Here is an 18726-nt window from a genome sequence, read left to right as displayed (position 1 = left end):
AGCGTATAAATCAACCAGGTTGTTTGGATACACCGTGGGGGGAGGCGCATGCGCTTACCCCCATTTTATTGAGAGAAAAGAAAATGGGTAAAGATTTTAGCCGCACAGACCGCGTCGCCCATCAGCTGCAAAAAGAAATTGCACTGATACTGCAGCGCGAAATCAAAGATCCGCGCATTGGCATGGTCACTGTCTCTGACGTTCAGATTTCACGTGATCTGGCGTACGCGAAGGTTTTCGTCACGTTTTTAACCGTTGACGAGCAAGCGCCGACAGAAAGCCTCAAAGCCCTCAATGAAGCGAGTGGTTATATCCGCTCTTTAGTCGGAAAGGCGATTCGTTTGCGTGTGACCCCTGAGCTGACTTTTGTTTTTGATGAGTCACTCACTGAGGGAATTCGTATTTCCAACTTGGTAAGCAAAGCGGTGCGCAGCGATGATGAGCGCCGTGGTGAAGATGACAAAGGTGAGGAGTAACAGATGGCGCGTCGTCAACGTCGTCGAGGTCGCCCCGTTGATGGGATTATCCTGCTCGATAAGCCCACGGGCATGACCTCTAATGATGCCTTACAAAAAGTAAAACGTATCTTTTTTGCCGAAAAAGCAGGCCATACAGGTGCGCTTGATCCGCTCGCAACCGGTATGCTGCCTATTTGCCTGGGCGAAGCCACCAAATTCTCCCAGTTTTTGCTCGACTCTGATAAGCGTTATCGCGTGGTTGCAAAGCTGGGTGAGCGCACGAACACCTCTGACGCCGATGGCGACGTGGTAGAAACCCGAGACGTGAAAGTTAACCTAGGCTTACTCGAGCGTTGTATTGCTAAGTTTCGTGGTGAAACCCAGCAAATTCCTTCTATGTTCTCGGCGCTGAAATACCAAGGTAAGCCTTTGTATGAATATGCGCGTCAAGGCATCGAGGTGCCACGTGAAGCGCGTACCATCAAGGTGTATCAGATTGAATTGCTGCGCTTTGAAGGTGATGAGATTGAAATGGAAGTGCATTGCTCTAAGGGCACTTATATTCGCACTATCGTCGATGATCTGGGTGAAATGTTGGGCTGTGGCGCGCATGTGACGGCCTTACGTCGTACTGGCGTATCAGCCTACCCAACGCGCCAGATGGTGACGCTTGAGCAACTGGAAAGCTTGCTCAATCAAGCCAGAGAGCAAGAGATCCAGCCCAAGCAGCTGCTCGATCCTTTGTTGCTGCCCCTCGATACCGCGGTGCAAGATTTGCGCGAAATTAACTTGCTGCCGGTGATGGCTAGCTATGCATTGCAAGGGCAAGCGGTTCAAGTGCCTAATGCACCCACGAGTGGTTTTGTTCGCCTCACCGCGGGTGATGAGCGCCACTTCATCGGTGTGGGAGAAATCGACGCCGATGGTTTGGTCGCCCCACGCCGTTTGGTGGCCAGTCGCCAGCCTGAAGCGCGCTAAAAAACCGACGCTTCGGCGCGTGTTTTTACAGGAAAAGCGGCGTGGATAGATTGCTACCTTAGACGAAAGTCAGTAGAATACGCGCCTTCGGGCACCGGCTGAATCAGAGATTGGCTGGTGCATGATAATCACACACTCTTATTAGGAGAGCATTATGTCTCTGACTGCAGAAGCAAAAGCACAAATCGTTGCTGATTTTGGTAAAACTGAGAACGATACGGGTTCACCAGAAGTTCAAATCGCCCTTTTGACCGCATCAATCAACGATCTGCAATCGCACTTCGCTGAGCACAAAGGTGACCACCACAGCCGTCGTGGCCTGCTACGCATGGTTTCACGTCGTCGTAAGCTGCTGGACTACCTGAAAAAGAACAACGTTGACCGTTACTTGGACGTTATCAAGCGTCTAGGCATCCGTCGCTAAGATTCTGGAGAAAAGGGAGCTCAGGCTCCCTTTTCTTTTTCTGCTAATTCTTACTCTATTTGTACATCCCTCCGATTCTAGTCTTCCATTCATTGCTTGTGTCCTTCTTACTGAGCGATTGAAACCCCTGCCTTTTTCAGTCTCAACCCATACTGGTAGCTGTGACGCTTGCGCTTGCTAAATGAACTCGTGATTTTTCGTCATTAAAAATGAGACGCGCACAAGGACGAGTCAGAGGGCAGTACCCTGACAGTGGATAAGGTGTAGCGGCTTGATTGTTGTAGTGGTAAGTAGTATTTGCTCGCCTACCTTATACGTCGGCTTTTTGTCAACTGGTTAGTTGTTGCTTTGCGTTTAGGTGCTACACTTTATTTATAAATTGTGGTACGGGTTCCAGTGGCCCAACCTTTGGAGAAGGAATATGCTTATGTTAACTAAACTATTCGTGAATACTCGTCTTGCGCTGGAATCGTTTGCGAAGGATGACCGTGGTGTAACAGCGATTGAATATGCGATCATAGGTGTGGCAATTTCTGCTATCGTCTTAGCCGTATTCCAAGGCGATGGTGGCCTTCAATCGGCTCTCGAAGGAGCGATTAGCGCAATAACGTCAAACATCACGGCGGCGGCGGCGAACGAGTAATTGATATAGATGTTGGGTAAGAGTGATTACCGCAGTCTTGTTACTACTTTCGACATGCTGTCTATCTTGGATAATTCTAGGAGACTTGAAGTATAGAAAAATAGGGCATGGCTCCGTTGCAGTCATTGTGCTTATAAACGTTTTCATTGTTTATTGGTACAAGTTGCCAATAGACAGAGCACTTTTTCAGGCCGGCCTGGTTTTGTTGGCTGGCTTTATTTTATTTTGGCTCGGCGTGTGTGGCGCGGGAGACGTGAAGTTACTCGCGGCGATAAGCCTCGCGGTGAGCGACTATTGGTGGCCGTGGATGTTGCTTTTAACCGCTACCTTGGGTGGCATTGTCGCATTAGGGCTTTTGCTGGCGAGTGGGTTAGGGAAGCCGGAATGGCGAGCAATGGGGGTCCCCTATGCGCTAGCCATTGCTCCATCGGGATGGTTGGCGATTTGGCTAACGCTAATCAGTGCGACGTAACCCAGACGCTTGAAGATACCGAGTATAATAATGGGTGGCCACCCACATAAAAACACTATCCGTATAACAATATAAGCGGATTTAGCTGCCTCCCCACTCATAGCGTTATCTATCTACCATTGCGGAGAGTGAATACGAATACCTTAGCGCTTCGCTTTTTACTTGTCTTAGGTGGTCAGAGGGACTATGAACTCAAAATTACTCTCTATTCTTGCACTAGCCGCTATTTCGATTGGTTTGTACGGATTACTCCAAAGCGACGAGCCTGAGACCTCCTCTCAGGAAAAGGCGAGTGCACCTTCCCCTGAAGTGACTTATAAAGTCATTTCGCTAAAAGCGCCTGTCAATCGTGGTGACTCGATAACACGTAGCAAATTAATCATTGAAACCTGGCCTGAGAATAAGGCTAACCAAATGGGAATCGATAGTGATATGGCACTGCCTGAATCAGGTGACAGCCCCTTGATCGCAAGAGAAGCGCTTGTCGCAGGCGATATCTTATACCCCGATAAAATTGTATCACCAGAGAGTCCAGACTATCTTGACTATGTGACTCGCGCAGATCGCATTCCTTTCCCGATAAAGGTTTCTCCGACTGCTGTGGTGGGGGGGGCTGTGCGTGCAGGCACATTGGTGGATATTATGGCGTTAGCGTCTACTGACCAGAACTTAGCCAATGAAACCACGGTTCGTAGCTTTCGTGGCGTTTCTTTATCGCCTGTACTAATTGGGGTGAAAGTACTGAAAGTCGACCAACAGCAGCAAGAGGCGACACGAACCGAGCCAGCATCAACAGAAACGACGCTCATTCTAGAGTTAACTCGCAAGCAAGTGGCGACCATGACCATTGCAAAACGGATTGCTCAGCTTGAAGTGCACAAATCTTTTGGGAAAACGCCAGAGCAAGATATGTCTGCCAATGCGGGTGATGTGCTAGAAGACTATCGCGCTATAAAAGAGTTTCGTGCCGACTCAGCGGTAATAAAGTAAGGGGCCCTGATGAAAAAAACATGCTTATACCTCCGATGGATGGGGTTAATGGTAATAAGCTTGGCCGTACTTGCAGCCCAGGCGTCGACAACTGTGATGAACTTGCCTAAGGGACAGGCACAGGCGTTTCATGTTAATAAAGTGATTGGCTCGGTATTCATTGCTGACCCTGCTATCGCTGATTATCAGGTCATTGATAAACAGAAGGTGGTCGCATTCGGCAAAACGGTGGGATCCACGACTTTGTTGGTTTTTGATGAAGAGGGAAAGACCATAGTGTCGCGACAGTTGATAGTGAATCAGAGCATGGTTCATCTTCAACAACAAATACAGCTTCGTTATCCCGAACTAGATGTGTCTATTTATAACTTAGCAGAGCAAGTGGTGCTAAGTGGCCTTGTTGCGAGTGAGGAGCAGAAACAAGATATAGAGCGACTCGTCGGGGAGTTGTTATCCAAGCCTTCTACCCAAGACGAGATAGAGTGGGACACAGGTGACGAAACGTACAACCTTGGGTTTATGCGCCGCTACCGATACGAAGGTATTGTCAACAACTTAGAAGTCGCGACAACCAAGCAAGTGAATGTTCAGCTTACAGTGGCAGAAGTATCAAACTCGTTCATGGAAAAGTTTGGGGTCGACTTTAGCTCTGGTGGCCGAGGAAGTGGGATCTTTGTCAATCCGTTAAAGCGCTTTAGTGCCAGCGACATTATCACAGTGATCAGTGCAGTCGGTGATGACAATGTTGGGCAAGTGCTCGCAGAGCCCAACTTATCAGTGCTTTCTGGTGAAACGGCTAGCTTTCTTGTCGGCGGTGAACTGCCTGTCGTCACACGTATTGATGGCGGCGTGAACGTTCAATACCGCGAATATGGAGTTAAGTTAGAGCTTGCGGCGGATGTGCGGCGCGATGACAAGATCAAACTCGCATTGATGCCAGAAGTGAGCTCGCTCGATCAGCAATTTAGTAACGATGCGTACGATTTGCCTGCCTTAAAAACTCGAAGAGCACGGACCACGGTTGAACTGGGAGATGGTGAGAGCTTTGTCCTAGGGGGGTTGCTCAATAGCGAAGAGCGCGAGTCATTATCCAAGATACCTTTTGTCGGTGATATACCTATCCTAGGTGCGCTATTTCGTCACACAGAAACGCAGCGCAATAAAACCGAACTTGTCATTATTGCTAAGGTGAACTTGGTGAAGCCAATTCAATCTGACCAAGTTGTTATCCCTCGTATACAGCGTACTTCAACGCTAGAGCGATTCTTCGCGCTGGATGCTGTGCCTGAGCAGGCGCCATTGCGACAATGGCTACGTAAAGGAGGCTTTATCCAATGAAAAGTCCAAGAATATGGGCCCTTTTTACTGTGTTAGTGGCTGGGATCACGGCTTGTACGCCTGCGTATCAAACGGAAGGTGTGGGAGTTTCCGTCACCCCAGTGACGTATAAATTGTCTTTAACCGCACAGTCTAGCACTGGCGATGCCAGTTTTGATGAGTTTATCCGTTTTGTTTCCCACCATCAGTCACTGATATTAACGCAACCCATACACTTAAGCTATAGCTCGAAAGCAGGTGCTAAAAAAACGGTCAAAGCGCGCAATTACCTCCTAGCCCAAGGGGTTGATAAAAAAAATATCCATGAAAAGGCAATGCCACTGCGCGAGGGTGATTGGCAAGTGGCGTTGTATTCTTATCACGTTCAGACAGAGACCTGTGAGCCAGTCACAATTGCCGATACTCACCCGAAGAAAAGCGGTTGTGTATTAACTCACAATCAATGGCTGTCGAAAGTCCACCCTGAGAAAGGGCTAAGTATCCCGGATATTAGTCATGAACAAGGCAATTATTGATGTTTGATCTCGTTGATATACTAAAGAGCAATCAGTCGCAGCAAGATGACAAAGATAAGATAACCTCCGTTCTCTTCTATCAAACGGAGCCTTGCCGCTCTCTCGTTGAAGAAGCCTTTAGATTTGAAGGCGTCTCTGCGCCTGAAATATGTAAAAACTCGGATATGGTCATTACGGATCATGTGCGCCAGCAAAGTGTTGAGATTGTCTTGGTTGAGCTTAATAGCAGCCAAGATGTGACGGGTGATGCGCGCCGAATTAGCCACTTATTACCGAGTCATGCTTCTGTGATAGTCATTGGCAGTGAAGATGCAATTTCAACGATTCGTAACCTCAAACAGATGGGTTTTTATTACTTGTTCTGGCCCATCACTAAGCAAGAGCTAATCGATTTCGTTCGTAGTGTGAGTGATAATCGGCAGAGAAATCGTGGTGTAGGACAAAATAGGCGTGCCAAGCGGATCTCTGTAGTTGGTACAAAAGGAGGAGTGGGTACAACCCTAGTTGCTTCTGAATTGGCGCATCAACTGGTTTCAGAAAAAAAGGCATCCTGTATCGTTGTGGATCATAACTATACCAGTGGTGATTTGGATATCATGCTCGGCATTAAAAAATTTGAAAAGCGAGAGGTGCAAAAAGGCGCATTTTCATCAAGTCTGGACTTATCTTCTGCTCAGAGTCTACTGACGAAACACAGTGAGATGCTGTCTGTCCTCGCATTGTCCTCCTCGCAGTATAGTGCTGATGAGTTGAATGATTATCACAATAGCGCCGCTGACATTCTATCGTCTGAATGTAACTTTATTATCGAGGATGTATCCGGATCATCAGGCTTTACTCATCGGAATCAGCAGCGCTGGCTTAGCAGTGATTGTATTATTCTGGTTCTTACGCCAACGGTTGCGGCCTTGCGAGACGCTGGTCGGTTAAAGTTAAGTATTGATTCGATGGATGAAAACGCGCGACCTCGTTTGATCCTTGTTGTCAACAATAATTTCCCTGGAAAGTTTGCAACTGTTACCGAAGATGACATTGAAAAGTTTTTGCAATGCCCTGTCGATGTGAATATCCCTTTTAATGGGAAAATAGGCGAATTATTACTCGAGGGAGAGCGTATAGCACGATCAAAGATCAATGCCTCAGGGCCGATACACAAACTCGCTTCGCTAGTTGTGGGTGAGTCAGTGGAAGCACCTTCAACCTTAGCAAAGTTAACCAACCTTTTTAGCAGAAAGAGGCAAGCTGAGTGATTGGTACCAAAGAAGTTTATGTCAAGATTCGCAAACAGGTTTTTGACGCTTTGGATCCAAATGTTGTCGCCGATGTTTCGCGAGAGGAACTTGAGAAACAATTAGAAAGCGCTATTGAGCTATTGATCAACCGTGAGCAATGGCCACTGAGCAGTACGGTAAAAAAAGAGTTTGTTAAATACTTAACGGATGAGTTGATTGGTCTAGGCCCGCTACAAAACCTGTTGGACGATGAAACGATCACGGACATTATGATCAATGGCCCTGATTCCGTTTATATTGAGCGTAATGGCCTTGTTGAGCGTGCACCTGTTACTTTTATCGATGAGAACCAACTAAGAGAAATCGCAAAGCGTATTGCCTCTCGCGTCGGGCGTCGAGTGGATGAATCCTCACCCACTTGTGATGCGCGCTTAGAAGACGGTAGTCGTGTGAATATCGTTATTCCACCGATATCGATTGATGGAACGGCGATTTCTATCCGTAAATTTAAAAAACAAAGCATCGATCTCCAGAAGCTTTGCGAATTTGGGGCTATGAGCCCTGAAATGGCGCAATTGTTAATGATTGCCGCACATTGCCGCCTCAATATATTGATATCAGGTGGTACGGGCTCGGGTAAAACGACGATGCTCAACGCGTTGTCACAATTTATCGGTGAAAACGAGCGCATTATCACGATAGAGGATGCGGCTGAACTACGCTTACAACAACCACATGTTGTTCGCTTAGAAACTCGTACAGCGGGCATTGAGAATACTGGGCTAGTGGATCAGCGAGACCTTGTTATCAACTCACTTCGGATGCGCCCAGATAGAATCATTGTCGGTGAGTGTCGTGGTGCTGAAGCCTTTGAGATGCTCCAAGCTATGAATACTGGCCACGATGGCTCCATGTCGACGCTTCACGCCAATACACCGCGTGATGCATTAGCTAGGGTTGAGTCGATGGTGATGATGGCCAATAGCAATCTCCCGTTGGAGGCGATTCGGCGCACCATAGTCAGTGCTGTTGACTTAGTCATACAAATCAGCCGGTTGCATGATGGCAGTCGTAAAGTGATGAGCATAACCGAAGTGGTTGGGCTAGAGGGAAGTAACGTCGTTATGGAAGAAATCTTCCGTTTTCAGCCTATGTATCAGCAATCTTCTGATGGGAAAGTACGCGGTAACTACGTGACTGCTGGTTTGATGCAACGGTCAGTGTTGATGGAAAAAGCCCGCTTCTTTGGTCTGGAAGACAAGCTCTCATCTGCATTCAAAGCTGGGGAGGAAAGATGATTTACTTGGTTATGCTTGTGATCGGTATCGGGCTGCTCATTATTCCTTGGCTTAAAAAACGCAAGCGCTATGACTATCTTGAGGAGTTTAATCAAACAGAGTTTGTTGAATCGGTAGTTGCAAACCAACAGGCTGTCGACTTGAGATCACTGGCCGATAGAAGCCTGTGGGAGGAGTTATTACTTCGCTGGAGTAACTTTAAGAAGCAATTAGGCACCCGACCGATTTTAAAACTGGTGGCGTTGCTTTGTGGCCTTATTTTCGCCTCTATTTATTTTAACCGCCAGTTTTTGCGAGAGTCTCAGTGGCTTATCACACCTGTCATTGTACTAGTGGGTATGTTGGTTTTCTATCGCTGGTTGCAAGGTCGAGAGCGCAAAATGTTCGAAACTGAATTCCCTGACGCGCTCAATATGATGACGAGTGCTGTATCAGCGGGGGAGAGCATTATGCATGCCATCTTATATGTAGGAAATACACTGGAAGGTGATATCGGCCGCGAGTTTCGTATAATGGGGAAGCGCTTACAGTTAGGTGAATCACCGGATGACGTTTTTCGTAAGTCATGCCGGCGTTACCCTTACCCATCCTTTTATTTCTTCGTTATTACTTTACGCGCCAATATGCAAAGGGGAGGGCAGCTGAAAGAGATCATGATGCGGTTGAACCGCATGATGTTTAATGCTCGCTCTATAGAGAAGAAAAAAATGGCACTCACTTCTGAGGCGAGAACATCCGCAAAAATAGTGGCGGCTATTCCATTCTTCTTTCTTTTCATTTTGCAGTACCTGAGCCCAGAAAATTTTGAGTTTGTCATGTTCGACCCGGATGGAAAAGTCATTCTTTACTATGTGTTGATCAGTGAAGCAATTGGCATTGCCATTGTGTGGGGATTAATGAAAAGCGTCCGCTAATACAGGGTAGTCATTATGTCACAGCAGCAATGGCTTTTTTTGGCGTTAATACTAATCGGTTGTGTGATAGCGCTTCGTGGCTTACGTCACTCAATGAAACAAAAGCGCTTCCGAGAATTTAGCGTCAACTCGGCTGACGAGAGAAAGTTTGATTTTTGGGAGCGCGTTGGAACCGCCCTTAGTCAACTCGTCTCTAGTGATAAACAAGATATGGAGCAAAAATTCCTAGCGGCAGGGATCTACGACACACGCTTGAGCAAGTTGTTTATGCCCGCTAAATATATGCTATTAATAGTCGGTGCATCAGCAATATACCTAATTGGTCAATGGCAACAGTGGCCAAGTAAATGGCTATTCATTGTAGAAATATTATGGCTTGTTGTGACGATTATTGGTCCTGATGCCTACTTGGGTATTCGAAAAAAGGCATTGGTAAAATCCATTTCAAACAAACTTCCGTACATGTTAGACCTGATGGCGGTCTGTGTACAAACCGGGATGACGATTGAAGCGTCTATTACTTATCTATCGCGGGAAATGGCAGCTTTTGATCGTGATCTGAGTTTTTTACTCACAAGGGTGAATGAACGCTCAAGAATCGTGGGTCTAGAACAAGCGCTAGAAGAACTCTACATGCGTGTTCCCTCCAATGAAATGCGCAGTTTCGTGATGACCCTCAACCAGAGTTTGCAATATGGAACGTCTATTTATGGTGTGCTAACGACACTTTCATCGGATATTCGCGAAGTGCAATTGCTTCGAATAGAAGAAAAAATTGGTCAGTTGGCAGCAAAAATGTCGATTCCCTTGATTGTATTTATTATGGTACCGATAGTTATTCTCATTGCGGCGCCAGGAATTATGAGGATGTTAGCGAATGCTTAATCTTTTCGTATTGAGATCATTTCCGTTTCTACGACTACTCGTGCCCAGCCTTGCTCTTATCATAACAGGATGTGTGGGGAGTGCCCCACCTCAGGAAAAAACGCTAACTAATGAGCAAGTTCTGGAAAGTAGTGGTAATGATATTGAAATCATTGATTTTTACAAAAACCAGCTGAAAGAAAAAGAATCGGAGGAAGTGAGGATAAAGCTGGTAAAGCGATATCTAGAGATTAAAGATTATGATTCAGCCCGCTTCTACCTTACACCGCTTCTTCAACCGTTTGACGCAAAAGACCCAACCGCTAGTAATGTGTTACTACTCGCTGGAAAGATTTCACTTGGGCTAGAGCAGTGGGCTGAGGCAAGAAAGCACTTAAACAAGGTTCAGCAACTTGCGCCGTCGAATAGCGAATCAGCGAACCTTCTTGGCATACTCTCTGCTCGAGAGGGAAACTTTACGGTTGCACGAGAGTGGTTTAACCATGCGCGCAGCAATATGGCGGATGATCGTACTATCAAAAATAATTTAGCGCTCCTTGATGTGTTTGAGGAACGCTATACAGAGGCTTTACGCCGACTGCAGCCTGTACCAGATCTGAGACAGTTGTCAGATAGAGCACGCGTAACGCTGTCGTTGGTCTATGCTAAAACTGATCAATATTCGGCATTTGAAATGTTAACAGACAATATGGGCAAGAGTGAGCGCGTATCGCTTTACCAACAATTGCAAGCACTCCCCGTTGCGGATTTTTCTGCGATTCTCGGGGGGAATGCGAATTATGATTCGGTAACGATACCGAATGACGAAGAGCTGACGCAGTCCTCACTTAGTGGGCAGTGAGCGACGGCAGCAAAGTTCCCTTTATCGGAACAGGTAGGGGGTGACTAGGGGATGAATTAAGCAGTGACAGGCGTGATCAACGGCGCACCGATGGGTGGTTCTAGACACGAGGTAGAGGCCAATCAATGATGTTACCAAAGCGAAACGCTCCCTGCCGGCATTCTGGTGTCGCAACGATAGAATTTGTTGGCGGCTTTTTTGCATTTTGGCTAATGTGTGCTGCCTGGGTGGAAATGAGTTTTATGTCATATGTATCGGCGTTGGGCGATTTGGCTATCTCAAGAGCTGCGCAGCATGCGAAAAAACAAAAAACCGAAGATTTTCTACCCGTATTTAAACAATCCCTTAATGATGACAGTAGTCTTTGGCATGCGTTGATCGATGTCGATAATTATCGGATCAGTGTTCATTATGTGAATGAATACAACACCCTTGCCACGATCACGGAGGGCTGTGAGTCTGAAGATGAAGACGATAGAGAAACCGTGTGTGGCGAGCCTGAGAAAGCGCCGATTGCCATTTATAACGTCAGTTATGACTATCAACCTACCTTTAACTTATTTTTGGATAAAAACACTCTTTTTTCCCGTGAAATGATAGTGATACAGGAATACCAACGTGAAACCTTCGCGCTTTAAAGTTCATCAGCAAGGTAACTTTACCGTCGAGTTTGCTATCGTCGGGGTCTTCTTCGCACTGCTGCTGGTGTTCAGTGCCGATATCATCATTAAACTGAGTGTTAAAGGTAAGCTCGATCGTATGGCTTTCTCTGCGGCGAATATCATTAAAGAGCGTACTGAGCTGTTTGGTGAGGACGATTTTGAAGTGGGCGAGGAGCAAGCCGAAGAAGCTTACATCATCGTCAGAAACTCCCTCACGCGCAGCATGACTAATTTTGACAGTAGCAAGCTCGGATTTGCGCTTCATGTTCGTCAAGGGGTTGGAGAGACGGACGAAGAAGATCAAACCAAGATTATTAGCCAGTGGTCTGCACCTTCTGGAACCCTGTGCCAGGCAACGCCCCCGAGTAAAGATCTCAGCTTTACCACGACCTTTGGGCGGCCAGCCACCTTATACCAAGTGACCTTGTGCTACGACACCGATAATTGGTACGGCAATCTTATTGGTGAAGCGTTCTCGCGCGTATCGTCGCGCGCCGTGGTAATGGGGAGATAGTTTATGCGCTCACAACAAGGTTTTGCTCACTCAGCCCCTGGTTACTATCGTCAGCAGCAAGGGCATGCCGCCATTTTATTCGCCCTGTTTATTCCGATACTGTTTGGCATTTTTACCCTAGGTACAGATGGTGCGCGTGCGGTGCAGGACAAGGCGCGCCTAGAGGAGGCGGTTGAAGTGGCAACGCTTGCTATTGCTGGTCAAAATGCTGACGATATTAATGTACAAAGAGAGACCGCTAAAGCGTATATCGCTTACTACTTCCCTCAAGCTAGGATAATAGACAACGAGCTTCAAATAACGAAAATATCTTGTGATATCAACCCATCCTGTGATGAAACAGATCCCAATCAACAACCTTTTTTTGAATATCAATTGAGAGCAAACTTGGAACAGCCCTCCTGGTTTCCTGGTAATGAAGCCATCATAGGTTTTGATGATGATTATGGTGTGGCGGGTCAGTCTGTGGCAAGAAAATATCAATCCGAAGCTGTTGATGTGGTGCTAGTATCGGACTTCTCTGCCTCTATGTATAACAATTGGACTGGTGGCAGCCAACAAAAATATCAAGACTTAAAAGATATAATCGCTGAAGTGGCCGACGAGATTAAAAAATATAATAGTTTTTTTTCCGAAGTAGAAAATAGAATAGCCTTCGTTGGGTATGACTTTTATTCATCTCACTGGTTTAACTCTAGAAGAAAGTTTGTCAGGCACCTCAAATTCTCTAGCTATAGTAACTACGGCCCTAATGAGAGCCTCCCGGGTTCAAGGCCGAATGATATCGACTACTCGGGTACGGTGGATGACGTTTTTTTCATGAACAGCTCTGCTCATGAGGCGTTAGATGAATGGGAAGTAACAAATGTATCCTATTTTTACGATCTACCTTTAACCAGTAATGTAGAGGGTTTTAAATCTAATGTTTCTCAGTTCTCTGTTCCTGCTAGTGGCGGCAGTGGAACGTCATCTTATGCTGGGATTATCCGGGGCGCTCAAATACTAAAAGAAGGAACGAACCCTAGACGGTTGCTTTTAGTGTTGTCAGATGGAGAGGATTCTTACCGAACAGTCACTCAGCGTCTCATCGACGAAGGCCTATGTTCGACTATTTATGACGAGCTAAACGAGAGCAAAGACGGAGTCAGTATTAAAGCGCGTATGGTAGTGGTGGGCTTTGACTATGATGTTTTCGAACACCCAGAGCTTAAAAATTGTGTTGGTGGAGAGAATATCTACCAAGCACAAGATAGAGCGGCTATCAAGAACAAAATATTAGAGCTAATCTCTGAAGAAATCGGTCATCTTGCCCCATAACAAGGAGCATCCAATGATTAAATGGATCAATATTGCACTCGTGCTAAGCCTTCCCAATATCGTATGGGCGAGTGACGCCTTATTTGATACCTATTGCATCATGCAAGAAGGATCGGCACATTATCAGGTGACGAGTAGTGAGGGCGTCATCGCGCGCACTTATCAGAATAATAAACTACTCACGGTTGCGCCCCAAACCACTACCAAGGATCAATGGCTGATCGAGCAAATTGATGCACTTGATGTGTCGCCACAGTGTGCCAGTTTTATTAGAAGTCATGCCTATTGGCAAAAAGCGCCCAATTCGCCGGTGGCGCGTGTGCATTTTGATTTTGATACGTCGCGTATTTCTTCCCAAGGCCAAGTGATTTTGCAACGCTTAGCGCAGGCGTTAGCAAAGCACCCATCACAGATCTCGATTACCGGTCATACTGATAATGTCGGCCGCGCACACTATAACCAGCAACTGTCACAGCGACGGGCGAACGCGGTTGTCCCCTTTATTCCGTCTGCTGATGTCAACACAATGACGCTGGACGGGAAAGGTGAAATACAACCTGCTGCGACCAATCACACCGAGAAGGGGCGCGCTATTAATCGCCGTGTCGAGGTTGATGTGTTTTAGCAACCTTTATGTCGAAAGTCATTTTATTAATAAAGAGGGAGTGGCGGCTTTTTAAGCAAGCAGCTTTACCCAATGTAGGGATTCTCTTATACGGAAGTGTACTCACGCTGTCCTTAGTGCTATACAATATTTTTGTTAATGGCAGTTTTTCCTTTGCTGATGGCTCTTATTTCCCTTATCTAAAAATACTCTTTAAGGTAGTAGGGGCACTTTTCTTGGTGAGTTATTTTATATATCTAATTGTTGTTAGAGAAAAGCGACCAATAAGGCAGTTTGGCTATCTGATCAAGTCTATTTTTACTAGGCGTTATTATATTTTGTCAGGTGTCTTCTTACTTTATGCTATAGCCTTTTTTATGAGTGCGTTTTCAACAGCAAAGGTATCAGTATATACAGTTGGAGAGTTTGCGTGGGATAGTGCATTTGCTGAAATGGATAGACTTCTTTTTTTCGGAAAAGATGCTTGGCGTTTTTTTGATTGGCTGTACCAATATCCAGCCTTTATGATGCTACTTAACCTCTTTTATAATGTATGGCTGTTCGCTGTCCTCGGCGTTTTTGCGTTTTTTTGCTTTCAATTACCGAGTCGAGTGAGAAGTACGTACTTATATTCTTGGCTTGCATGTTGGGTGGCTTTAGGTGTCGTGTGCGCAACCCTTTTCTCCTCTGCTGGACCTGCCTTTTTCTCTCGCGTTCATCCAGGTTTAGCCGTTGAACCTTATCAGGATTTGATGGAGAGATTACGAAGTATCGACGCTTACCTTATCGCCTCGGATTATCCCTTTCCTCTGTGGGCGCTATCTATGCAAGACTGGCTATACAATCTTCACGTAGAGCAAGGTGTTAAGGCGGGAGCTGGCATTTCAGCCATGCCAAGCATGCATGTTTCAATGGCGGTATTGATGGCTTTAGGATTAACACATGTCCAAAAATGGATTGGTATTATCTTTTGGTTGTATGCTTTCATCATTTATATCGGCTCTTTTTTATTAGCGTGGCATTATGCAGTCGATGGTATCGTGAGCTTTATATTGACGTTGCTCGTCTGGTATGTTGTTGGTTTATTTGTAAAAGATCCTAAAAGAGTGAGCCCCTATCAATAGCTATTGTATAGCACTTAAGGCTCATCTCTTTTATTAGATATTATCTGACTATTATTCGCGAAGCGCTTTTGCCGCTGCAACCATGTTTTCTAATGCCGGGATCACCTCATCCCATTGGCGCGTTTTTAGGCCGCAATCTGGGTTCACCCACAATCTTTCTTCAGGAATACGGGCGGCGGCTTTCTCCATTAAGCCAATAATTTGTGCCTGGCTTGGCGTATTGGGGGAGTGAATGTCGTACACGCCTGGGCCGATGTCATTGGGATAGTCAAAGTGATCAAAGGCATCCAGCAGTTCCATATCCGAGCGGGATGTTTCAATGGTGATCACGTCAGCGTCCATATCCGCAATCGATGCAATAATATCGTTAAACTCGGAGTAGCACATATGGGTGTGGATTTGCGTCTCGTCACTCACGCCATTAGCCGCAATTTTAAACGCATTGATGGCCCAGTCGAGATAGTGTTGCCACTCACTGCGACGAAGAGGTAGGCCTTCACGCAGAGCTGCTTCATCAATTTGAATAATTTTGGTGCCGGCTTTCTCGAGATCTTGCACCTCTTGGCGGATCGCCAGTGCCAGTTGGTTGCAGGTTTGCGCTCGCGGCTGATCATCGCGGACAAACGACCAGTTGAGAATTGTCACCGGTCCGGTAAGCATGCCTTTGAGCGGCTTATCGGTGAGAGATTGTGCGTACTGGGTCCACTCCACGGTCATTGCCTTCGGGCGTTCAATATCACCAAATAAAATCGGCGGCTTCACACAGCGAGAGCCATACGATTGCACCCAACCGAACTGGCTAAACACATAACCATCCAATTGTTCGCCAAAGTATTCCACCATATCGTTACGTTCAGCTTCACCATGAACCAAGACATCAAGCCCTAACGCTTCTTGCTTTTCCACCGCATGGGCGATCTCTTTGCGCATAATGTCTTGATAAGTGGCGGCATCAATATCGCCCTTCTTGTATTGCAAGCGTGTTTGGCGAATGGCACGCGTTTGTGGGAATGACCCTATAGTGGTGGTCGGGAAGCGCGGCAGGTTGAGCTGCTCGTGTTGCAAGCGAATACGCTCGGCAAACGGACGCTGCCGTGTCCCTAACTGTGGTGTAATTGCTGCCAATGCGGCTTGCACCTTAGGGTTGTGTACACGCGGTGACTGTTGACGACTTTCGATTGCCTCACGGTTATTGTCCAGCGCGGGCTGAACAGTTTGACGGCCGTGATTAAGCGCGCGAGCGAGTATATCCAGCTCCTCTAGTTTTTGATGGGCAAAGGCGAGCCAGTTTTTTACTTCAGGATCGAGCTTGTGTTCGCTGGTCAAATCAACGGGCACATGGAGCAATGAACAAGAGGGCGCGAGCCAGAGGCGATTGCCCAGAGATTGATGAATCGGTTCGAGCCATTCTAACGTGGCATCAAGGTTAGTTTTCCAAACGTTACGGCCGTTAATCACACCAAGAGACAGGACTTGGTGATCGCCAAGTGCTTCTTGGTATGACGCAACATCCCCTCGGCCACGAATAGCATCCAGGTGCCAACCGTCAACGGGCAAGGATTGCGCCAATTGACGATTTTCAGCTTGCTCGCCGAAGTAGCTTGCCAGCAATAACTTCACCTGGGCTTGGCTTAGCGCCTTATATGCAGTTTGTAATGCCGTTTGCCACTCAGGGGTAAGCTCAGTCACCAAAACAGGCTCATCAATTTGTACCCAGTCAACACCTTTTTCTGCCAGTTTGCTCAGTAGCGTTTGATACACGGGCAAGAGCTTATCGAGCAGATCCAACTTGTTAGAGGCATCCTTTTCTTTACCTAGCCACAGATACGTGACAGGGCCGACCAAGACAGGTTTGGCCTGAACACCAGCTTGTTTGGCTTCTTCTAGTTGGTTCAATAGGTTTTCAGCGTGCAAGCTAAAGGTGGTTTGCGCGGTAAATTCTGGCACGATGTAGTGATAATTGGTGTCAAACCATTTAGTCATTTCACCAGCGTGGACACACTGGCAACCGGTATCGTTTGCCGAGCGGCCGCGAGCGACGCGGAAGTAGTTATCGAGGGTGTTATCTTGATGATCAGCCACACGGTCAGGGACATTGCCGACTAAAAAGCTGGTATCAAGTACATGGTCGTAAAAGGAAAAATCACCCGCTGGCACTGTATCGAGCTTACCTTGTTGGTGCCAATGAGTACGGCGTAGATCCGCCGCCGTATTGGTCAAATCTTGCAGTGATGATTCACCACGCCAGTAACGTTCGAGTGCAAATTTTAGTTCGCGCTGTGCCCCTATGCGGGGAAAACCGAGATTATGAGTTTTAGCCATCTATACGTCCTCCTTTAAGTTGAGTTCAGCATAGGGCTTTCTCGTTATGAACTAAAATGGCATTATTTCATCAATTAATGAAATCTGGTCATGGAAAAGACATGTTAGAACGTCATCATCTTCATATTTTGCGCGCAATAAAAGAGCAAGGATCACTGACCGCGGCGGCAGAGACGCTTTATCTCACCCAGTCCGCGATTAGCCATGCGATGAAAAAGCTAGAAAGCCAGCTCGGGATTAGCTTGTGGCAAAAATCCGGACGGCAGCTTCATTTCACGCGAGCGGGTGAGTACTTGCTTACGTTGTCTGAGCGTATGCTTCCTCAGTTCGAACACGCTGAACAGCAACTTAAACAATTTGCACAAGGCCAGCGCGGTACATTGCGCATTGGCATGGAGTGCCACCCTTGTTATCAGTGGCTGCTTAAGGTGGTGGAGCCTTTCTTGCATCAATGGCCGGATGTGGATGTTGACGTCAAACAAAAGTTCCAATTCGGTGGTTTAGGCGCATTGTTTGGCCATGAGATTGATGTGCTCGTCACGCCCGATCCCTTACTTAAACCAGGCATAGAATACGTATCCGTGTTTGATTACGAACAGGTGCTAGTGGTGAGCGGACGAAGTGCACTCGCGGCGTTTGACCATGTTGATCCTCAGCAAGTAACACAGGAAGTGCTGATTACCTACCCTGTTGATCAATCACGTTTAGATGTCTTTACCCAGTTTTTGGCGCCGGCGCACTGTGCACCGCGCAAACACAAAACGATTGAAACCACAGATATCATGCTACAAATGGTTGCCGCTGAGCGCGGGATCGCGGCACTCCCCAAATGGCTGGCAAAAGAGTACCAACAACGACTAAACCTTCATATCCTTCGTATAGGCCAACAAGGTATTCATAAGTCGATCCATTTGGGTGTACGCGAGGGACAAAGAGATGATTACATCCAGAACTTCATCGAAAAAGCCAGTTCAACCGTCATGTAGCGATATGACTAAGAGATAAAACACTTAATCTCGTTAATTAAGCGCATACTTTAAGGGCATGGTTTGAGAGCATAGTTTCGCGCCGTTTCAAACACCCACCTATACTCACGTATTGTCTCAATTTTGAGCCGTACAAAGCGCACATTTCGGCGTAAAATTGCTTTCGAAGAAGTCTAATTCCTTAGATAATGCAAGTGATAGACTTTGAA

Annotated in this window: 20 protein-coding genes; 19 read left to right on the top strand and 1 reads right to left on the bottom strand. The window is 46.6% G+C overall.

All coding sequences use genetic code 11. The features are described 5' to 3' along the window. The first annotated feature begins 83 nt into the window (after nt 1-83). From rbfA to FCN78_RS10615, 18 genes are all read left to right on the top strand, one after another. The gene (gene rbfA, locus FCN78_RS10700) at nt 84-476 is read left to right on the top strand and encodes a 30S ribosome-binding factor RbfA (RefSeq protein WP_046075120.1); all 393 of its coding nucleotides are present in this window, start codon (nt 84-86) and stop codon (nt 474-476) included. A 3-nt stretch (nt 477-479) separates the two neighbouring features. Then, a complete protein-coding gene (truB, locus tag FCN78_RS10695) occupies nt 480-1436 on the top strand; it encodes a tRNA pseudouridine(55) synthase TruB (RefSeq protein ID WP_077458688.1) in 957 nt (318 codons plus the stop codon). Between the two features lie 154 nt (nt 1437-1590). Next, nucleotides 1591-1860, top strand: coding sequence for a 30S ribosomal protein S15 (gene rpsO, locus FCN78_RS10690; protein ID WP_046075122.1), 270 nt, complete (start codon nt 1591-1593; stop codon nt 1858-1860). 427 nt (nt 1861-2287) lie between these two features. Beyond that, entirely contained in the window at nt 2288-2503 is a 216-nt protein-coding gene (locus tag FCN78_RS10685) for a Flp family type IVb pilin (RefSeq protein ID WP_069362138.1), read from the top strand. Between the two features lie 22 nt (nt 2504-2525). After that, nucleotides 2526-2975 carry a prepilin peptidase gene (locus FCN78_RS10680; protein WP_077659578.1) on the top strand — a complete coding sequence of 150 codons (450 nt, stop codon included), beginning with the start codon at nt 2526-2528 and terminating at the stop codon, nt 2973-2975. 186 nt (nt 2976-3161) lie between these two features. Next, nucleotides 3162-3965 (top strand): Flp pilus assembly protein CpaB, encoded by an 804-nt coding sequence (cpaB, locus tag FCN78_RS10675; RefSeq protein WP_069362140.1) that lies wholly within the window; start codon nt 3162-3164, stop codon nt 3963-3965. 9 nt (nt 3966-3974) lie between these two features. Beyond that, a complete protein-coding gene (locus tag FCN78_RS10670) occupies nt 3975-5303 on the top strand; it encodes a type II and III secretion system protein family protein (RefSeq protein ID WP_069362141.1) in 1329 nt (442 codons plus the stop codon). Beyond that, a complete protein-coding gene (locus FCN78_RS10665) occupies nt 5300-5818 on the top strand; it encodes a hypothetical protein (RefSeq protein ID WP_077653252.1) in 519 nt (172 codons plus the stop codon). Before FCN78_RS10670 ends, FCN78_RS10665 begins: the two co-directional genes overlap by 4 nt. Further along, nucleotides 5818-7068: a CpaE/TadZ family protein gene (locus FCN78_RS10660; protein WP_077659577.1), complete on the top strand. Its 1251-nt coding sequence runs from the start codon at nt 5818-5820 to the stop codon at nt 7066-7068. Before FCN78_RS10665 ends, FCN78_RS10660 begins: the two co-directional genes overlap by 1 nt. Further along, nucleotides 7065-8348: a TadA family conjugal transfer-associated ATPase gene (locus FCN78_RS10655; protein ID WP_106407196.1), complete on the top strand. Its 1284-nt coding sequence runs from the start codon at nt 7065-7067 to the stop codon at nt 8346-8348. The genes FCN78_RS10660 and FCN78_RS10655 overlap by 4 nt, the downstream gene beginning before the upstream one ends. After that, complete coding sequence (locus FCN78_RS10650) at nt 8345-9262, top strand: type II secretion system F family protein (RefSeq protein ID WP_077659576.1); 918 nt, start codon at nt 8345-8347, stop codon at nt 9260-9262. The genes FCN78_RS10655 and FCN78_RS10650 overlap by 4 nt, the downstream gene beginning before the upstream one ends. A gap of 15 nt (nt 9263-9277) precedes the next feature. After that, on the top strand, nt 9278-10147 hold the full coding sequence (locus FCN78_RS10645) for a type II secretion system F family protein (RefSeq protein ID WP_069362145.1): 870 nt from the start codon (nt 9278-9280) through the stop codon (nt 10145-10147). Next, on the top strand, nt 10140-10988 hold the full coding sequence (locus tag FCN78_RS10640; protein WP_077659575.1) for a tetratricopeptide repeat protein: 849 nt from the start codon (nt 10140-10142) through the stop codon (nt 10986-10988). Before FCN78_RS10645 ends, FCN78_RS10640 begins: the two co-directional genes overlap by 8 nt. Before the next feature lie 125 nt (nt 10989-11113). Next, complete coding sequence (locus FCN78_RS10635) at nt 11114-11626, top strand: hypothetical protein (RefSeq protein ID WP_069362147.1); 513 nt, start codon at nt 11114-11116, stop codon at nt 11624-11626. Next, the gene (gene tadF, locus FCN78_RS10630; RefSeq protein WP_069362148.1) at nt 11607-12164 is read left to right on the top strand and encodes a tight adherence pilus pseudopilin TadF; all 558 of its coding nucleotides are present in this window, start codon (nt 11607-11609) and stop codon (nt 12162-12164) included. Before FCN78_RS10635 ends, tadF begins: the two co-directional genes overlap by 20 nt. Nucleotides 12165-12167: 3 nt before the next feature. Next, nucleotides 12168-13481 carry a TadE/TadG family type IV pilus assembly protein gene (locus FCN78_RS10625; RefSeq protein ID WP_077600156.1) on the top strand — a complete coding sequence of 438 codons (1314 nt, stop codon included), beginning with the start codon at nt 12168-12170 and terminating at the stop codon, nt 13479-13481. A gap of 13 nt (nt 13482-13494) precedes the next feature. After that, nucleotides 13495-14106, top strand: coding sequence for an OmpA family protein (locus FCN78_RS10620; RefSeq protein ID WP_069362150.1), 612 nt, complete (start codon nt 13495-13497; stop codon nt 14104-14106). 8 nt (nt 14107-14114) lie between these two features. Then, nucleotides 14115-15209: a phosphatase PAP2 family protein gene (locus FCN78_RS10615; RefSeq protein ID WP_077659574.1), complete on the top strand. Its 1095-nt coding sequence runs from the start codon at nt 14115-14117 to the stop codon at nt 15207-15209. 51 nt (nt 15210-15260) lie between these two features. Here FCN78_RS10615 and metE read toward each other — a convergent pair whose 3' ends face one another. Then, nucleotides 15261-17531, bottom strand: coding sequence for a 5-methyltetrahydropteroyltriglutamate--homocysteine S-methyltransferase (gene metE / locus FCN78_RS10610; protein ID WP_077659573.1), 2271 nt, complete (start codon nt 17529-17531; stop codon nt 15261-15263). A gap of 101 nt (nt 17532-17632) precedes the next feature. Here metE and FCN78_RS10605 point away from each other — a divergent pair, with 101 nt between their 5' ends. Next, nucleotides 17633-18517, top strand: a complete 885-nt coding sequence (locus FCN78_RS10605) for a LysR family transcriptional regulator (RefSeq protein ID WP_077659598.1) — start codon at nt 17633-17635, stop codon at nt 18515-18517. Nucleotides 18518-18726: the final 209 nt, after the last annotated feature.

The sequence above is a fragment of the Salinivibrio kushneri genome (assembly GCF_005280275.1).
Classification (GTDB): Bacteria; Pseudomonadota; Gammaproteobacteria; order Enterobacterales; family Vibrionaceae; genus Salinivibrio; species Salinivibrio kushneri.
This window is presented reverse-complemented; position numbering and strand designations above follow the sequence as displayed.